Genomic DNA, 18,428 nt, shown 5'->3' on the forward strand with positions numbered 1-18,428 from the left:
AAATAGCTCAGTAACAAAGAATTAAAGGATTAACATGACTGATAAATCATACAAAATTGCCGTACTACCTGGTGATGGCATTGGCCCAGAAGTAATGCAACAAGCACATAAAGTGCTAGACGCGATCGAAAAGAAGCACGCGATTAGCTTTTCTCGCGAAGAGTATGATGTTGGTGGTATTGCGATTGATAACCACGGCTGTCCACTTCCAGAAGCAACAGTAGCTGGCTGTGAAGAATCTGACGCAGTACTTTTTGGTTCTGTCGGCGGTCCTAAATGGGAACACCTTCCACCAAACGATCAACCAGAGCGTGGTGCCCTACTTCCTCTACGTAAACACTTCCAACTGTTCTGTAACCTACGCCCAGCACAAATCCATAAAGGTCTAGAGTCTTTCTCTCCTTTACGTGCTGACATCTCAGGTAACGGTTTCGACATCGTGGTTGTACGTGAGCTAACAGGCGGCATCTACTTCGGCCAACCTAAAGGTCGTGAAGGCGAAGGCGCAACTGAAAAAGCATTTGATACTGAGGTTTACCACCGCTACGAAATTGAACGTATTGCAAAGATTGCGTTTGAATCGGCACGCCTACGTAACAAAAACGTTTACTCAATCGATAAAGCGAACGTTCTACAGAGCTCTATCTTATGGCGCGAAGTTGTCGAAGATATTGCAAAAGATTATCCAGATGTCACGCTAAACCACATGTACATCGACAACGCGACCATGCAGCTAATCAAAGATCCTTCTCAGTTTGACGTAATGCTGTGTTCAAACATCTTCGGCGACATCATCTCTGATGAGTGCGCAATGATTACAGGCTCTATGGGTATGCTTCCTTCTGCTAGCTTGAACGAAAGCAACTTCGGCCTATACGAGCCAGCAGGCGGCAGCGCACCAGATATCGCAGGTAAGAACATCGCAAACCCAGTAGCGCAAATCCTTTCTGCAGCACTAATGCTTCGTTACAGCCTAGGCGAAGAAGCGGCAGCACAAGACATCGAAGCAGCGGTATCTAAAGCGCTTTCAGCAGGCGAGCTAACAGCAGACCTTGCAGGTAACAACCAAGCACTGACTACCTCTGAAATGGGTGACAAGATCGCTGAGTACATCTTAGCTTCATAAGCTAAATACTCCGATTAAAAGCAAGTACATAAGAATAATATCAAGCCAAGTCAGCGTAAACCGCATGACTTGGCTCGAAACAAACACTGGGACTGATGCTCCCAAGGAAGAAAAGCTATGTCGACAAACCAGCAAGCAAAAACCTTATACGAAAAAGTTTATGACGCTCACGTTGCGGTTGCAGCGAAGGGCGAAACACCAATTCTTTATATCGATCGCCACTTAGTCCATGAAGTAACCTCGCCACAAGCCTTTGATGGCCTGCGTGAAAAAGGCCGTAAAGTTCGCCAAGTAGGCAAAACTTTTGCGACCATGGATCACAACGTATCGACACAAACGAAAGACATCAACGCTTCTGGTGAGATGGCTCGTATCCAAATGGAAACGCTATCGAAAAACTGTGAAGAATTTGGTGTCACGCTTTACGATCTAAACCACAAATACCAAGGTATTGTGCACGTAATGGGCCCAGAGCTAGGTATTACTCTGCCGGGCATGACCATCGTATGTGGTGACTCACACACAGCAACACACGGTGCATTCGGTTCTTTAGCATTCGGTATCGGTACTTCTGAAGTGGAGCACGTTCTAGCAACGCAAACGCTAAAACAAGCTCGCGCTAAAACCATGAAGATCGAAGTAAAAGGTAAGGTTGCTCCGGGTATCACTGCAAAAGACATCGTGCTAGCGATCATCGGTAAAACAACAGCGGCTGGCGGTACTGGCTACGTGGTTGAATTCTGTGGTGAGGCAATTACAGACCTTACGATGGAAGGTCGTATGACGGTATGTAACATGGCAATCGAGTTGGGTGCTAAAGCGGGTCTAATTGCTCCAGATGCAACAACATACGAATACATCAAAGGTCGCAAATTCTCTCCACAAGGCGAAGACCTAGAAGCGGCAATTGAATACTGGGACACATTGAAAACCGATGCTGACGCTAAATTCGATGCGGTTGTTACATTAGAAGCGGCAGACATCAAACCACAAGTCACTTGGGGAACAAACCCAGGTCAGGTTATCTCGGTAGACACACCAATCCCAGCACCTGAAAGCTTCGCTGACCCTGTAGAAAAAGCATCTGCAGAAAAAGCGCTGGCTTACATGGGCCTTGAAGCCGGTAAATCTCTATCTGATTACAACGTAGATAAAGTGTTCGTTGGTTCTTGTACTAACTCTCGTATCGAAGACATGCGTGCAGCAGCAGCGGTAGCGAAAGGCCGTCAAGTAGCGAAACATGTTCAAGCGCTTATCGTTCCGGGTTCAGAGCAAGTTAAAGCACAAGCTGAAGCTGAAGGCCTAGATAAGATCTTCATCGAAGCCGGCTTTGAATGGCGCTTACCAGGCTGTTCTATGTGTCTTGCAATGAACAACGACCGTCTAGGTCCACAAGAGCGCTGTGCTTCTACATCAAACCGTAACTTTGAAGGTCGCCAAGGCCGTGATGGTCGTACGCACCTAGTTAGCCCAGCAATGGCAGCCGCAGCAGCTATCGCTGGTCACTTTGTCGATATTCGTGAACTTTAATTAGAGGATTTAACATGTCAGGTTTTCAACAACACACCGGATTAGTCGTTCCTCTAGATACGGCCAACATCGATACTGATGCGATCATTCCAAAGCAGTTTCTACAGAAAGTAAACCGCATCGGTTTTGGTAAACACTTGTTCCACGATTGGCGCTTCCTAGACGATGCAGGCCAACAACCAAACCCTGAGTTTGTAATGAACGAAGCTCGCTACCAAGGCGCTTCAATTCTTCTAGCTCGTGAAAACTTCGGTTGTGGTTCATCTCGTGAACACGCACCTTGGGCACTTGCTGATTACGGCATTCAAGTGATGATTGCGCCAAGCTTTGCCGACATTTTCTACGGTAACTCGATCAACAACCAAATGGTGCCAGTTCGATTGACTGAGCAAGAAGTGGATGAGCTATTCCAATTCGTTGAAGCGAATGAAGGTGCAGAAATCACGGTTGACCTAGAAGCAATGAAAGTTAGCGCGAACGGTAAAGAGTACTCGTTTGAAATTGATGAGTTCCGTCGTCACTGCTTACTGAATGGCCTAGATAACATCGGCCTAACACTTCAACACGCCGATAAGATTTCAGAGTTTGAAGCTAAGATTCCTAGCTTCCTAAAATAAGAAGTATTGAAATAGAATCGCACTGTTTTGTGTACACATAAAAGGTTGGCCTAGTGCCAACCTTTTTTATTTAGCTGAATATATTTATTAGACTTAAGTCTGTAATTTAACTGAAGAGCCATGAAAGAAAATCGTAAAGCATAAGGTCTTAGTAGTCAGTCATCAGGAGAATGCCATGAAACAACTACTCGTTATTATCAGCCTACTTTTCTCAACCTTAGCTTGGTCGGCGCCTAAATCTGAACTGTGGCCGTACTGGAATCAAAGCAATGAAACCAATCTAGAACAAGTATCTCATCAAGATTGGCAGCAATTTCTCGATAACTACTTAACTAAACAGGGACAAAATACGTTAGTTCGTTATCAAGCAGTGACTGCGGCTGACAAATCAAAACTGAAGCAATACATTAAGCAGTTAGAACAGGTAAACCCACTCGACTATTCAAAAGCAGAGCAGTATGCCTATTGGGTTAATCTATACAACGCTGTGACGGTCGATTTGATTCTTGAGGCTTACCCAATCAAATCGATTACCAAGCTCGGCGGGTTATTTAGTTTTGGACCATGGGGAGATGATGTGGTGGTCGTTAACGGGAAGTCACTGACACTCAACGATATTGAACATCGAATCCTAAGACCGATTTGGCAAGACCCTCGCTCCCATTATGCAGTGAACTGTGCCAGCCTAGGTTGCCCTAACCTACAACCTCAAGCTTTTACCCCTGATAATACTGAAGCCTTGTTAGAACAAGCAGCTAGTGAGTTTGTAGATAGTGATAAAGGCGTACTGGTTACAAATAAGAAGCTCCAACTATCATCAATTTACGAGTGGTTTGCTGTAGATTTTGGTACAGAGAAACAGCTCTTTGAGCACTTAAACCAATATCGAACTGAAACAGTAACCAATACTCAAAACATCAGTTATGACTACGACTGGTCACTCAACCAAGCAAACTAGCCTCAGTAGCTAAGCACGCAACTAAAACGAAAAAAGAGGCGAGTTGTTTATTAAACACTCGCCTCTTTTGATCTATTTGACAGTTTTCTAGAACTAAAAGCTTGAACCCGGCTGTTGCAAAAATTCTATTTCCTCAGGCGTAGAGGTTCGCCCTAACACCTCATTGCGATGTGGATAGCGACCAAAGCGCTCAATGATGACCTTGTGCTTCAACTCAAAATCCAAATTATGCTCTAATCCCGTTTGAGAAAAGAGCTCCACGGCTTGCTCATGAATCAACAGAGACTCACTGTGCATATAAGGCATATACAGGAAGCTTTTCTGTTGCTCGTTAAGCTGGTGATCAAAACCACCCGCTACCGCCTCTTGCGCTAGAGCCAACGCCATCGGGTCAGCCGAAAATGCAGCAGAGCTATTTCTGCCAATATTTCGAGAAAACTGATCAAGCACGATAATCTCAGCCAATCGCCCTTGCGCAGTTTGGCGCCACTCAAATAGCTCGCCTTGAATGGCTGCTTTATGCAATTCAGAAAATCGAGACTCTATCAAAGTGTCAATCTCGGCGCCGCCAGTAAACCAATCTTTAGGCGTCAACTCATCGAACCAAAACTCTAGAACATCCTGATACATTACCGTCATATAATTCCCTTTAATAAAAAACCGAGTAACTTTGTTATTACTCGGTTTAGTGTTCGATTACTTAAAACCTTTGACCTTCTTTATCAAGTCATAAGCATTTTGAATTTCTTGCGATTTTTCTTTCGCGACATTCATCATCTCAGGCGGTAAGCCCTTCGCCATCAGTTTATCTGGGTGATGTTCATTCATCAGTTTGCGGTAGGCTTTCTTCACCTCTTTACCGTCAGCACTTTCACTCACACCAAGAACCTTATATGCGTCGCCTAGCTGGTTCTGTTGTGAAGCCTGTTGCCAACCTGATGATTGCCCATGGCCTTGATGGCCACCAAAGCTTCCACCTTGCTGCTGGAAACGGAATGCCGCTTCTTGCATCTGCAAGCGGCGTTCTAGTTGCTCTGCCGAAAACCCAAGGCCTTGCGCTATCTTATGCAAAACCTGACGTTCACTCGGGTGCAAACTTCCATCCGCAAATGCAGCAGATACTTGTAGCTCTAAAAAGAACTGTAGCAAATCAAAACGGCCACCCGATGAGATTTTCACACGCTCAAGTACATCACTTAATGGAAAATCACTCTCCTTGCCGTCACGGAATGCATCTTGCGCCGCTTTGCGTTGTTCGCCATGCAGGTTCATGCGTTCCATCATGGTGGAAGCGAGTTGAATCTCTTCTGGCGTTACCTGTCCTTTCGCTTTAGCAACGTGCCCCATAACCGCAAAAGCGGATTTAAAAAACTCGTTCTGTCTTTCTGCTTGGCTTGGACCTCGACCAAAACCAGAACTATTGAAGCCTGATTGGTTCAATCGGCGAGCTTTATCGAATTGGTGTCCTAAAAACAGACCAAAAACTAAACCGAGTGGCCCTCCAAATAAAAAGCCAAAAAACGCGCCCAAAATTTTGCCAAATATTTGCATTATGTGTTCTCTATCTATGAATTTTATCTGAGTAATGCTGTCTGATGATGCTGAATGCTATTATTTCCTTTATCATAAGGAAAATGCTTTATTAATTGGATTGATACTAGATCAACCCTTCATCTAGTGACACAGGATAGTTCAACTTCATGCAATCTTTTTCCCGCACCTTGTTAGCCGCGTCTATAAGTACGGCGTTATACGTGTCGACAACTCAAGCTGAAACAATCACCGATAGTAGTGTGCAGGAAATGCCCTCTATAGATCAATGCTTGATCGAGCCCGCTGCAGAAAACGAGACACAGCTACCCGCTCACGTTGAGTCAGATCGCTTAGAAGCTATCAATGGTGACAAGGCAATATATTCAGGTGACGTAGTCGTTACGCAAGGGAACAAGACCATCCTTGCCGATAACGTAACCCTGCACCAACAAGAAAATATCGTTGTAGCTGAAGGCAACGTAAACTTTAGTGATGGTCAAATCAAATCTATCTCAGACAGAGCGACCAATAATCTGACTACAGATGAAATGACGCTTGAGAACACCGATTATGAATTCCTTTGCGAGCCCGGTCGCGGAGATGCTGTTTATATCGCAAAAACAGGTAAAGCGGTTTATGAGATTGAAGATGGCTCGATTACCTCTTGCCCGATTGGTGACAATGCTTGGCGTCTAAGAGCATCGAGCATCGATGTCGACCAAGACGAAGAACAAGCCACTTTTTATAACCCACGCTTTGAAATCCAAAGTGTTCCGGTATTTTACCTACCGTACTTAACGGTTCCTATTGGTGATACTCGTAAAACCGGTTTCTTGTATCCAACAGTTTCATACGGTTCAAGCGACGGTTTTGAAGCTGAAATCCCAGTTTATTGGAACTTGGCACCAAACTACGACTTAGAAACCACTTTTAAGTACATGCAAGAACGTGGAACGCAACTTAATAGTAAATTCCGTTACTTGAGCGATTTCGGTTCGGGTAGTATCAAGTCTGAATACCTGCCCGATGATAAGAAGTTCAAAGAGAAAGGTGACCGCTGGGGCGCTCAACTAGAGCATACCGGGATTTTCCAAGAGTCATGGTTGTTTGAAGTTGATTACTCCAAAGTCAGTGACATTGATTACTTTACTGACGTTAGCTCAAGCAGTATTGGTAATCGTGAAGATGGCCAACTATTGCAAGAAGGTAAAGCAACCTACCGTTCTCAGAACTGGGATGCTTCTGTGCTTGTACGGGATTTCCAAGTCCTGACAACGAGCAATAATTTACCTTATCGCCTGATGCCCCAACTAGAGTACAACTACTATGCTCCTGAAGTGATGGAGCATTTAGATTTCGACATGATCAGTCATGTCTCGATATTTGATACCGACGCTGCAGGTAAACCATCTGCGAACCGTATTCACGTGGAACCTGGCATTACCATTCCTGTAGGCAATACTTGGGGTACTTGGACAACAGAAGCTCGACTACTTGGTACTTACTATCAACAAGACCTTGATGGCGTTGATACCGGCGCAGGCTCTGATTATGAAGGCTTGGAAGAATCAGTAAGCCGTATTATTCCAGAGTTTAGAAGCCACGCAGGTATCGTTCTTGAACGTGATACAAAAATTGTGGGCAATTACACTCAAACACTCGAACCTCAAGTTCAGTATCTTTACGTACCAGAAGAAGATCAAAGTGACATTGGTCTTTACGATACGACACTACTGCAGACCGACTACTATGGCCTATTCAGAAGTCGCAAATACAGCGGCGTAGATCGAATTGCTGCAGCAAACCAAGTCAGCTACGGTGCATCCTCACGTTTCTTTGATGATGAATATAAAGAACGACTTAATATATCTTTTGGCCAAATCTTTTATATCGATAAAGACACAAAACAAAACTTAAACCAAGACGAAGCAAATAGAAATTCCAACTACTCTTCTTGGGCTGTTGAGGTCGACTTTAACTACGACGATTACCTGTTTTATCACGGCGGTGTACAATACGATATTGATACATCAGCGATGCAACTGGCAAACAGTACTCTCGAGTACCGCTTTGCGGGCGGTTACGTACAAACCAACTACCGCTACGTAACTAAAGAGTATATTGAAGATACCGTCGATTTTAATGTTGGCTCAATTACCAAAGATGGTATATCTCAAGCAGGCTTACTCGGCGCTTACCAAATTTCACCAAAATGGAATGCCAGTGCTCAATACTTCTATGATTTAACAACAGAAGAAGAATTAGAATGGTTAGCACGACTCAATTATAAATCGGATTGTTGGTATATCGGCTTCACCTACAGCAACCAATTGCGTAGCTGGGAAGGTGATTACATCAACACATCAAACGCGACGCCAGTTTACGAAAATAATTTCAGTGTGAACTTCGGTATTGTCGGCTTTGGTACCAATATCGGCTCTGACTCTGGCGCCGTTGGAGATAGTAGCTCAGACAACTCATTGAGCTATGGTCGCCCATTCTTCTTAAACAACTAATTTTCTTTGCTGATAAATGTCAGTAAATTTAAAGGATTACACATGACATTGTGGAAACGCACATTAATTGCTATTGCAGCGACTTGTACTTTATCAACAAGCTTTGCAGCACCGGTTGAGCTAGACAGCGTAAAAGTTATCGTTAACGAAGGCGTTATCTTACAAAGCGACATCGATGCTTCGATGAAGACGCTGCGTGCAAACGCTAAAAAAAGCGGTCAAACACTGCCATCGCAAGACGTGCTCAATGAGCAAGTGCTCGAAAAGCTGATCATCGATACAATTCAAACTCAAGAAGCGGAACGTATTGGTGTACGTATTGATGATGCTAGACTCGATCAAGCAATCGAAGGTATCGCGAAAGACAACAACCAAACGGTTGAACAACTTACCGCATCGGTTGCGGAAGAAGGCCTTAGCTACAATGCATTTCGAGAGCAAGTAAGAAAAGAGATTGCAGCAAGTGAAGCTCGTAACGCCTTAGTTCGTCGCCGTATCAATATTCTTCCTGCGGAAGTTGATAACCTAGCAGATATCTTAGCGCAAGAGACTAATGCGACCGTTCAATACAAAATTGGCCACATTCAACTGCGCTTTAATGACGACCAAACCAAAGAAGAGTTAGAAGCGCAAGCTACTGAGCTAGTTGAAGAACTGAACTCAGGCAAAGATTTCAGCACCATGGCGTATACTTACTCTAAGGGTCCTAAAGCGCTGCAAGGTGGTGATTGGGGTTGGATGCGTAAAGAAGAGATGCCAACCATTTTTGCTGACCAAATCAAAATGCAAAATAAAGGCAGCATCATTGGCCCTTTCCGTAGCGGTGTAGGTTTCCACATTCTAAAAATTGAAGATGTGAAAGGCTTAGAAACCGTTGCAGTAACAGAAGTTAATGCTCGTCACATCCTGATTAAGCCAACAGTAATCTTGAGTGATGATGGCGCGAAAGAGCAACTTGAAGAAATCACGCGCCGCGTAAACGCAGGTGAAGCGAGCTTTGGTGACCTTGCACAGCAATACAGTCAAGATCCAGGTTCTGCAGTACAAGATGGTGAGCTAGGCTACCAAACACCAGATTTGTATGTACCAGAGTTCAAACACCAAGTAGAAACACTACCTGAAGGTAAGATCAGTGCGCCATTCAAAACCGTGCACGGTTGGCACATTGTTGAAGTACTAGACCGTCGCGAAGTAGACCGTACCGATTCAGCTTTGAAAAACAAAGCTTACCAAATTCTATTTAACCGTAAATTCAACGAAGAAGCTGGCGCCTGGCTACAAGAAGTAAGAGCAAGTGCCTTTGTTGAAATGGTTGAGGACGACCAAGATGACAGCAACTAAACGTATTGTCATAACCGCAGGTGAACCAGCAGGTATAGGTCCAGATTTAACTCTGGCTCTATCTCAAGAAAGCTGGCCTCATCAACTCGTGGTTTGTGCTGATAAAACACTGCTATCCGAGCGAGCTAAAATTCTTGGCATCGAAGTCGATCTGCTGGATTATGACGCAAGTGCAGCTAAGACACCTCAACGCGCTGGTACACTGGTAGTGAAACACGTTCCACTAGCTGAAACGGCGGTTGCAGGCCAACTCAACGAAGCTAACGGTCATTACGTATTAAATACTTTAGAAACCGCAGCAATTGGCTGTATGAATGATGAATTTGATGCTATTGTCACCGGCCCTGTTCACAAGGGTGTAATTAACCGAGCTGGCGTTGCTTTTAGCGGCCATACCGAGTTCTTTGCAGAGAAGTCCAATACGCCACTGGTGGTGATGATGTTGGCAACTGAAGGGCTGCGTGTTGCACTAGTAACAACTCACATCCCACTAGCTTATGTATCTCAAGCAGTGACCGAAGACAGATTAGAGCAAATTATTACTATTCTGAATAAAGATTTGGTTGAAAAATTTGCTATTGAGAAACCAACTATCTACGTGTGTGGCTTGAATCCACATGCTGGTGAAGATGGTTGCTTAGGGCGTGAAGAAATTGAAACCATCACCCCGACGCTAGAAAAAATTCGCCAAATAGATGGCATCAATTTAGTTGGCCCATTGCCAGCAGATACCATCTTTAATGAAAAATATTTGCAAGATGCAGATGCTGTTTTAGGTATGTATCACGACCAAGTACTCCCGGTATTGAAATACAAAGGGTTTGGTCGCTCAGTGAACATCACGCTTGGCTTACCGTTTATTCGCACATCAGTCGACCACGGTACCGCCTTAGACTTGGCAGGGAAAGGCCAAGCCGATACAGGGAGCTTTAGAACAGCGCTCACGCACGCCATTGAATTAGTAGAGAAAAAGCAATGAGAAATGATGTCCACTTAGGGCACAAAGCGCGTAAACGTTTTGGTCAAAACTTCCTTAACGATCCATACATTATTGATGGCATCGTATCGAGCATTAACCCATTACCTGGTCAAAACTTGGTAGAGATCGGTCCTGGTCTAGGCGCTATTACTGAGCCTGTGGGTAAGCTTGTCGATAAATTTACTGTTATCGAATTGGATAGAGACCTTGCAGAACGTCTGCGTAACCATCCGGATCTGGCTGATAAGCTAACAATCCGTGAAGGCGATGCGATGAAGTTTGACTTCCAAGAACTGGTTAAACCAAACAACAAGCTACGTATTTTTGGTAACTTGCCATACAACATCTCTACACCATTGATGTTCCACCTTTTTGAATTCCATAAAGACGTGCAAGACATGCACTTTATGCTTCAAAAAGAAGTAGTTAACCGTCTAGCCGCTGGCCCAGGCAGCAAAGCTTACGGCCGTCTTACTGTGATGGCTCAGTACTACTGTAAAGTGACACCTGTGCTAGAAGTGCCACCAACGGCCTTCGTTCCGCCACCGAAAGTAGACTCTGCAGTTGTTCGCCTACAGCCATACGAAGTGCTGCCTTACCCGGCAAAAGATCTGAAATGGCTTGATCGCGTATGTCGTGAAGGCTTTAACCAGCGTCGTAAAACGGTTCGCAACTGCTACAAGAGCTTGATCGATAAGGAAGTACTGGAAGAGCTTGGTATCAACCCAAGCATGCGTCCTGAGAACTTAACGCTCGAGCAGTTTGTCGACATGGCAAACTGGTTGTACGATAGTCACAACGCTGACAAATAAATAAAAAAGGCTCCTACACTTCGGTTAGGAGCCTTTTTTATGTAATACTTTAATTACATTAAGTATATCAACAACAAAAGGTGCGAATATGGATATATCTACGCCTTGTATCAAATGCCAGGTTCACTCTAAGTACATAGAAGAACAATCTGAGCCAACGAAGAATCGTTACGTCTTCGCCTACATTATTACCATCAAAAATCTAAGTAAAACAACGGTGCAGCTTATGTCTCGCCGCTGGTTAATTACCGACTCTAACGGCAAGCAACTCACCATTGAGGGTGATGGTGTGGTTGGGCAACAACCCGTGATTGAAGCCAACGACGAATACACCTACACAAGTGGCACTGTCATCGAAACCCCTGTTGGCGTTATGCAAGGTCACTACGTGATGACCGATAACAAGGGCATTGATTTTATTACCGAAGTTGACCCATTCAGACTCGCAATCCCTAATATTCTTAATTAGCCGTACATCCGTATCTACAGGAAATTATTGTGTCGAATTATATTGTCGGAGACATCCAAGGGTGCTTCGACGAACTTCAATTACTGCTTGAAGCTATTAACTTTGATAAACACCAAGATACCTTATGGGTAGCTGGAGACCTAGTCGCTCGAGGCCCAAAATCATTGGAAACTCTACGCTTTATTCGTAGCCTTGGTGACGCAGCTAAGGTTGTATTAGGCAACCACGACTTGCACCTTCTGGCGGTATCCTTAGGGCTATTTCCAGCGAAACCAAAAGATAAGACTCAAGCGATTCTTGATGCTGAAGATCGTGAACGACTACTCGAATGGTTAAGGCAACAACCTTTGCTTCAAGAACACCCGGAGTTCGTGATGTGCCATGCAGGTATCTCGCCGCAATGGAGCATAGAAACAGCACGTATCGAAAATCAAGAGGTTGTATCCTTGCTGAAGTCGGACAGATGGCAATGGCTTATCGAAAACATGTACAGCAACACGCCTGATTTATGGCATCAGGATTTACATGATATTGAGCGCTATCGCTATGCAATCAATAGCCTTACAAGAATGCGCTTCTGTTTTGAAGACGGTCGACTCGACATGGCATGTAAGCTACCACCCAATGAAATTACCGATGAACCATTAGTACCGTGGTTTGACCTTCCACAACGCATAAAGCTCGATAAAACCGTTGTTTTTGGACACTGGGCTGCACTTGAAGGCTATAACGGAAAAGACGTGATTGGACTTGATACTGGCTGCGTTTGGGGAGGAGACTTAACCGCACTTCGCTGGGAAGACAAACAGTTTTTTACTCAAAAAGCGTTGTAGATATACGAAACACTTGCGCTACTCGTGCAGCAGCGCAAGTGTTTTTAAATTAGGACTTAACGCTCTAGAATCACAAACTCCATGTTGTGTTTGTTTTTCTCGTCAGCTTGATAGCTCTCGTTAAAGCTCTGCTTCCAACCTTCACCCCAGTCTGGAAATTGTGTATCTCCATCGACATCAAAATCGATATAAGTCAGATACAACTTGTCTGCTTTAGGTAGGCAAGTTTCATAGATTGAACCACCACCGATAATCATCACTTCATCGACATCGTTGACCAGCTCTAGTGCTTTATCAATCGAAGTAACCGTCGTCACCCCTTCAATTTCCAAGTTCGCATCACGGCTAATCACAACATTTAATCGACCAGGTAAAGGACGCCCGATCGAATCATAGGTTTTACGCCCCATGACTACAGGCTTACCCATAGTCGAGCGTTTAAACCATGCAAAATCCGCAGGCAAGTGCCAAGGCATCTGGTTGTCTTTACCTATTACACGGTTGTTTGCCATTGCTGCAATCATACTGATGATCATAAATCGAAAGTCCTGTCCTTAACTGAAAGAGATTTGATGCTAGACGATAGGTCTGCGTCGGTAGAATAACAGCCCTGGTACAGCTAAGCCAACCGCCAGTCCAGCGATAATGAACATTGATTTCAAAAAGTTCTCCATCAACATTGCCAGTAACTCAGGCGTATAGCCTGCCCTGTTAATCTCTACCATAGCAATCATTGCCTTGAAGGCAAACACGCCTGGGACCATAGGAATCAAGGCAGCAACCGTAAATACCTTAGGATGCGCTAACAGTTTATGTGACCAATGAACCCCTATCATGCCAACCACCGTCGCGGCAAAGAACGTTGCCCATTCGATTGGAATACCAAAGTGCATCATCAGATAACGGCTACCATGGCCGATAGAGCCGCCAAGTGCACAATAAATTAAAGCGCGTTGCGGGACGTTAAACACCAATGCGAATCCAACCGCAGGAATCGCGGCGAAAAACATATCATTGAGCAAACCTAAAAACAGTTCGAAAATACTCATTAGCTCGCCCATCCCCAAACATCAGATAAACTCATCGCTGCCACAATACCCAAGCTCGTCGCCAAAGTTAATAAGCTGGCCATGGTAAAGCGCGCTAACCCCATATTAATATGGCCTTTAAGCATATCAGCGACAGAGTTAATCAGAGGGAAGCCGGGTACTAACATCAATACCGATGAAGCCATCACGATCGTGGGCTGTCCGCCAATATTGTAAAGTACGGCTTGAGCAGAGATGGTAGTGGTAACGAATGCGGTGATCGCAAAATTTAATAAAGGATTGAAATGACGATGCCCAATTTCTTGTCTGACGATCATGCCACAGGCTGAAGCAATAAAAGTCATCATGAATACCTGCCAATCTCCGCCCGCAAGACGGCTAAAAGAGGCACATGATAATCCTATCATCACAACCACTAGCCAACGGTTATAGCGCTCGGGGCTTATGTTTTGAATCTTTTTATACGCCAAATCATAATCAAGAATTCCCTTCTCCATCATGATGCAAATGCGTTGAATGTCAGTGATAACCTGCATGTTAATGCCACGATCAGCACAACTTCGAGTGGTGGTAATACAGTGATCATCCATCACAGTAGTAACAACAAGCGCATTGGCTGACAGTGCGACTTCAACCTCATTCACCCCACAAGCAATGCCGATACGGCGCATGATATCGCCGACCAGTGTGCTCTCGGCTCCGTGAGCCAATAACATTTGTCCCGATTGAGCGACAAGTCTTGAGATCGCTCTTTGCTTTGATGCCATGATTTCCTTCCCATAGGCGTTATACCAATCACAGTAAGTAAGTGTTCAGAAATAGCGCAAGAAAAAAGCTTGAGAACAAGGCAGAGATTTTCGATAAGTAGTTATTCTACAATCAAAATCTCTAACGCAGTTATCGAGCGTTTTAACAAGCTAGGGTGACCAGTTATTTACTACGATTGGTATTAATTATCTAGAAATAAAGTCTGCATTAAAATTCGACAGTACATAATGATTTAGATACAAAAAAACCGCAATTTTCATTGCGGTTTAATAAAACTATCAGTGTACTTGGAAAAAGCGACCGATGATTTATGAGAAGTTAAGAGGGATTAGTCACGAACATAGATAACATGACCGTCATCTTCTTCGTCATCCCAATCATCCCAATCGTCGTCATCTTCAGTAACGACATTCTTACCGCTCATTGCATCTTTATGGTAGTCATCCCACATAAAGTCTACTTTCTCTTCTTCTTCAACTTCTACAACTTCACGAGGTAGGTTTTCCATAAACTCACCTAGTTTGAAGCAAAGATCTTTGGTGCCGATTTTATTCACTGCAGAGATCTTGAAGTACTCGCCTTCCCAGCCCAAAGCATCGATGATTTCTTGAATCTTTTCGTCTGCTTCGTCTTCTGGCATTAGGTCAACTTTGTTGAACACTAACCAACGAGGTTTTTGTGAAACTTTTTCACTGTATTGCTCAAGCTCATCAATGATCGTCAGTGCATTCTGAATAGGATCAGATTGATCGATCGGCATAATATCGATCATATGCAGAAGAACACGACAGCGCTCAAGGTGCTTAAGGAAACGAATACCAAGGCCTGCGCCATCAGCTGCACCTTCGATTAGACCAGGGATATCGGCAACAACGAAGCTCTTTTCAGGAACAACACTCACTACACCCAAGCTTGGGATCAAGGTAGTGAACGGGTAATCAGCCACTTTTGGTTTCGCAGCAGATACTGAACGAATAAAAGTAGATTTACCTGCGTTTGGTAAGCCAAGCATACCAACGTCAGCTAATAGAAGAAGCTCTAAACGCAGTTCGCGAACTTCGCCTTTAGTACCCATTGTCTTTTGACGAGGAGCGCGGTTAACAGACGATTTAAAACGCGTGTTACCAAGACCGTGCCAACCACCTTTACCAACCATCACTTTCTTGCCGTGTTCAGCAACTTCAGCAACGATTTCGTTGGTGTGGATATCAACTGCACGAGTACCTACAGGCACTTTCAGTGTAATGTCTTTACCACGTTTACCAGTACAGTTACCACCGCGACCGTTCTCACCACGCTCTGCGTTGTAAAAACGTTGGAAACGATAATCGATCAGTGTGTTTAAGTTCTCATCCGCTTGGATGTAAACATCACCACCATCACCGCCGTCGCCGCCATCAGGGCCACCTTTAGCGACGAATTTTTCGCGCCAAAAGCTAACTGTACCATTACCGCCATCACCGGCTTCTATTTTTACTACCGCTTCATCAACGAATTTCATTTTTTAACTCCGCACTTACGTTGCGTTACCACTCATCAAGGAGTGATATAAATTCTAGCAGATCCGTGTTTAGATCGATCACCTAAGATCTAGGCCGACCTGCAACCAAGGAACAAAGAAGGAGAGGTTCTTTGCTAAGCTTATTAAAGCTAAGGCAAGAGCGTCTGCTTTTTTATTCTCGCTATAAATAAAAAACCCTGCCGAATCGGCAGGGCTTTTGAATTCAGCTTGAAAGCTAATAAGATAATCTAATTAAAGATTAAATTACTCAGCTTCGATGCTTACAAACTTACGGTTTTTAGGACCTTTAACAGCAAATTTCACTTTACCTTCAGTAAGAGCGAAAAGAGTGTGGTCTTTACCGATGCCAACGTTTGTGCCAGCGTGGAATTTAGTACCACGTTGACGAACGATGATGTTACCTGCAAGAACAGATTCACCACCAAAACGCTTAACACCAAGACGTTTGCTTTCTGAATCGCGGCCGTTATTAGTAGAACCGCCAGCTTTTTTATGTGCCATTGTTAAACTCTCCTAATACTTAAGCGTTAATGCCAGTGATTTTCACTTCAGTGAACCACTGACGGTGACCAGCTTGCTTACGCGAGTGCTTACGACGACGGAACTTAACGATTTTTACTTTATCGCCACGACCGTGTTGTACTACTTCTGCAGTAACCTTGCCACCTTCAACAAGAGGTGCACCAACAGCGATTTCTTCGCCGTTAGCAACAAGAAGAACTTTATCAAATTCTACAGTTGCACCAGTTTCAACGTCTAATTTCTCTAAACGAAGTGTTTGACCTTCGCTTACTCGGTGTTGTTTGCCACCAGATTGGAAAACAGCGTACATATTTTACTCCGCTTTTTCCGCACAGCCTATGGTTGTTAATTGTACAACTCGGGTGTGCGCTAAACTAATCAATAGGGCGCAGATTCTACGGGAATCATGGCGCTATGACAAGCCATATTTTTAAAAAATTGGCGAAAACCTGTTCGCCAAAGAAAAGTGCGGCAATCATGCCCTTTAGCGATGTATTAATCAACGTTTTTTAGTGTATTATTCAACAATTAAATACAACGTATAAGCCTTACAGGGTCTAACTTCAGCCGGATGAACAATGGATTTTAAAGCTATCCAAACGCTTACTGCCAATGATATGGCAAAAGTGAATGAAACAATTCAAGCCCAACTTAATTCTGACGTAAGTTTAATCAACCAGCTTGGTTTTTATATCGTTAGCGGTGGTGGCAAACGCCTACGCCCTTTGCTTGCTCTTTTATCTGCTCGCGCACTTGGTTACCAAGGTGAAGCTCATATCACCTCTGCAGCCTTTATCGAGTTTATTCACACAGCAACCCTACTTCATGATGATGTCGTCGACGAATCGGACATGAGACGCGGTAAAGCGACAGCCAACGCAGCTTTTGGTAATGCTGCTAGCGTTTTGGTGGGTGACTTTATTTATACTCGCTCATTCCAAATGATGACAACGCTAGGATCCTTAAAGATCCTTGAACTAATGAGTGAAGCAGTAAACGTGATTGCCGAGGGTGAAGTTCAACAGTTAATGAACTGCAACAACCCAGACACCACTGAAGAAAGCTACATGCAAGTGATCTACTCTAAGACCGCTCGCCTGTTTGAAGCCGCAACACAAATCGGTGCCATCCTTAGCGAATCATCACCAGAAATCGAAACGGCAATGCAAAACTACGGTAAATACCTAGGCACCGCATTCCAACTGATTGACGATGTGATGGACTACACTGCTGATGGTAAAGAGATGGGCAAGAACGTTGGTGACGACCTTGCTGAAGGCAAACCAACGCTGCCTTTACTATATGCAATGCACAATGGTTCTCCTGAACAAGCAAGCATGATTCGTGAAGCAATTGAGAAAGCGAACGGCATGGAACGTCTCGACGACATTATGGCGGTGATGAAAGACACAGGCTCATTAGAGTACACGACTAATAAAGCCTATGAAGAAGCCGACAAAGCGATTGCTGAGCTTTCTGTACTGCCTGACTCTGAATATAAGCAAGCACTAACCACACTTGCACACTTGGCTGTTAAACGCAGCAAGTAACTTTGTAGACTGTCTTCTATATAGCGACATTACATAGATAATAAAAAAGAGCCTCAGGGCTCTTTTTTTGATCCTCACGAAAATCTTTTCAAATCCACTGTCAATAACGACTCGACTCTAACGACAACGGAAGTTGAGCTTCGACTTCTTCTATCTCTTCCAGCGGCACTGCGTACTGCTCGTGGCTGTTGTATGACTCAACCAGCGCAAATTGCTCTTGCTCATCTATAACAAGGATCTTTCCCAATCTACCTAAATGGAAATGGACGTTCATTCCTTTTTGAATACGACTCATAACTGCTG

Annotated in this window: 20 protein-coding genes; 11 read left to right on the top strand and 9 right to left on the bottom strand. The window is 44.1% G+C overall.

Annotated elements, in window-relative coordinates; all coding sequences use genetic code 11:
* The first annotated feature begins 34 nt into the window (after positions 1-34).
* The 4 genes from leuB to BCV39_RS01595 all read left to right on the top strand — a co-directional run bounded on the left by leuB (position 35) and on the right by BCV39_RS01595 (position 4,231).
* Complete coding sequence (gene leuB / locus BCV39_RS01580) at positions 35-1,126, top strand: 3-isopropylmalate dehydrogenase (protein ID WP_102432786.1); 1,092 nt, start codon at positions 35-37, stop codon at positions 1,124-1,126.
* A gap of 117 nt (positions 1,127-1,243) precedes the next feature.
* Entirely contained in the window at positions 1,244-2,656 is a 1,413-nt protein-coding gene (gene leuC, locus BCV39_RS01585) for a 3-isopropylmalate dehydratase large subunit (protein WP_052880134.1), read from the top strand.
* A gap of 14 nt (positions 2,657-2,670) precedes the next feature.
* Positions 2,671-3,273, top strand: coding sequence for a 3-isopropylmalate dehydratase small subunit (leuD, locus tag BCV39_RS01590; protein ID WP_017061388.1), 603 nt, complete (start codon positions 2,671-2,673; stop codon positions 3,271-3,273).
* Positions 3,274-3,448: 175 nt separating this feature from the next.
* A complete protein-coding gene (locus BCV39_RS01595) occupies positions 3,449-4,231 on the top strand; it encodes a DUF547 domain-containing protein (RefSeq protein ID WP_102432787.1) in 783 nt (260 codons plus the stop codon).
* A 93-nt stretch (positions 4,232-4,324) separates the two neighbouring features.
* Here the strand turns inward: BCV39_RS01595 and BCV39_RS01600 are convergent, their stop codons facing one another.
* Positions 4,325-4,870 (bottom strand): DUF924 family protein, encoded by a 546-nt coding sequence (locus BCV39_RS01600; RefSeq protein WP_102432788.1) that lies wholly within the window; start codon positions 4,868-4,870, stop codon positions 4,325-4,327.
* Between the two features lie 57 nt (positions 4,871-4,927).
* A complete protein-coding gene (djlA, locus tag BCV39_RS01605) occupies positions 4,928-5,782 on the bottom strand; it encodes a co-chaperone DjlA (RefSeq protein WP_010434455.1) in 855 nt (284 codons plus the stop codon).
* Between the two features lie 149 nt (positions 5,783-5,931).
* On the opposite strand from djlA, the gene lptD reads away from it, so the two are divergent.
* The 6 genes from lptD (at position 5,932) to BCV39_RS01635 (ending at position 12,714) form a co-directional block, all read left to right on the top strand.
* On the top strand, positions 5,932-8,280 hold the full coding sequence (lptD, locus tag BCV39_RS01610; RefSeq protein WP_102432789.1) for an LPS assembly protein LptD: 2,349 nt from the start codon (positions 5,932-5,934) through the stop codon (positions 8,278-8,280).
* 42 nt (positions 8,281-8,322) lie between these two features.
* Positions 8,323-9,621, top strand: a complete 1,299-nt coding sequence (gene surA / locus BCV39_RS01615) for a peptidylprolyl isomerase SurA (protein WP_050646340.1) — start codon at positions 8,323-8,325, stop codon at positions 9,619-9,621.
* Positions 9,608-10,600: a 4-hydroxythreonine-4-phosphate dehydrogenase PdxA gene (pdxA, locus tag BCV39_RS01620; RefSeq protein ID WP_048662744.1), complete on the top strand. Its 993-nt coding sequence runs from the start codon at positions 9,608-9,610 to the stop codon at positions 10,598-10,600. The genes surA and pdxA overlap by 14 nt, the downstream gene beginning before the upstream one ends.
* Positions 10,597-11,412 carry a 16S rRNA (adenine(1518)-N(6)/adenine(1519)-N(6))-dimethyltransferase RsmA gene (gene rsmA / locus BCV39_RS01625; protein WP_017062942.1) on the top strand — a complete coding sequence of 272 codons (816 nt, stop codon included), beginning with the start codon at positions 10,597-10,599 and terminating at the stop codon, positions 11,410-11,412. The genes pdxA and rsmA overlap by 4 nt, the downstream gene beginning before the upstream one ends.
* 88 nt (positions 11,413-11,500) lie before the next feature.
* Entirely contained in the window at positions 11,501-11,881 is a 381-nt protein-coding gene (gene apaG, locus BCV39_RS01630; RefSeq protein WP_004735899.1) for a Co2+/Mg2+ efflux protein ApaG, read from the top strand.
* A gap of 29 nt (positions 11,882-11,910) precedes the next feature.
* Positions 11,911-12,714, top strand: a complete 804-nt coding sequence (locus BCV39_RS01635; protein ID WP_048657978.1) for a symmetrical bis(5'-nucleosyl)-tetraphosphatase — start codon at positions 11,911-11,913, stop codon at positions 12,712-12,714.
* A gap of 56 nt (positions 12,715-12,770) precedes the next feature.
* Here the strand turns inward: BCV39_RS01635 and folA are convergent, their stop codons facing one another.
* The 6 genes from folA to rplU all read right to left on the bottom strand — a co-directional run bounded on the left by folA (position 12,771) and on the right by rplU (position 16,885).
* Positions 12,771-13,250: a type 3 dihydrofolate reductase gene (gene folA / locus BCV39_RS01640; RefSeq protein WP_102432790.1), complete on the bottom strand. Its 480-nt coding sequence runs from the start codon at positions 13,248-13,250 to the stop codon at positions 12,771-12,773.
* Between the two features lie 39 nt (positions 13,251-13,289).
* Positions 13,290-13,763, bottom strand: coding sequence for a threonine/serine exporter family protein (locus BCV39_RS01645; protein WP_017062945.1), 474 nt, complete (start codon positions 13,761-13,763; stop codon positions 13,290-13,292).
* A complete protein-coding gene (locus BCV39_RS01650) occupies positions 13,763-14,530 on the bottom strand; it encodes a threonine/serine exporter ThrE family protein (RefSeq protein WP_048657975.1) in 768 nt (255 codons plus the stop codon). Before BCV39_RS01650 ends, BCV39_RS01645 begins: the two co-directional genes overlap by 1 nt.
* Before the next feature lie 329 nt (positions 14,531-14,859).
* Entirely contained in the window at positions 14,860-16,032 is a 1,173-nt protein-coding gene (gene cgtA / locus BCV39_RS01655; protein WP_017061377.1) for an Obg family GTPase CgtA, read from the bottom strand.
* A 264-nt stretch (positions 16,033-16,296) separates the two neighbouring features.
* Entirely contained in the window at positions 16,297-16,554 is a 258-nt protein-coding gene (rpmA, locus tag BCV39_RS01660) for a 50S ribosomal protein L27 (RefSeq protein WP_004735905.1), read from the bottom strand.
* Positions 16,555-16,573: 19 nt separating this feature from the next.
* On the bottom strand, positions 16,574-16,885 hold the full coding sequence (gene rplU / locus BCV39_RS01665) for a 50S ribosomal protein L21 (protein WP_004740823.1): 312 nt from the start codon (positions 16,883-16,885) through the stop codon (positions 16,574-16,576).
* A gap of 268 nt (positions 16,886-17,153) precedes the next feature.
* Here rplU and ispB point away from each other — a divergent pair, with 268 nt between their 5' ends.
* Positions 17,154-18,125, top strand: coding sequence for an octaprenyl diphosphate synthase (gene ispB / locus BCV39_RS01670; RefSeq protein ID WP_048657974.1), 972 nt, complete (start codon positions 17,154-17,156; stop codon positions 18,123-18,125).
* A 100-nt stretch (positions 18,126-18,225) separates the two neighbouring features.
* Here the strand turns inward: ispB and BCV39_RS01675 are convergent, their stop codons facing one another.
* Positions 18,226-18,420 carry a hypothetical protein gene (locus BCV39_RS01675; protein WP_102432791.1) on the bottom strand — a complete coding sequence of 65 codons (195 nt, stop codon included), beginning with the start codon at positions 18,418-18,420 and terminating at the stop codon, positions 18,226-18,228.
* Positions 18,421-18,428: the final 8 nt, after the last annotated feature.

It is taken from the genome of Vibrio sp. 10N.286.55.E10, from assembly GCF_002872555.1.
Classification (GTDB): domain Bacteria; phylum Pseudomonadota; class Gammaproteobacteria; order Enterobacterales; family Vibrionaceae; genus Vibrio; species Vibrio crassostreae.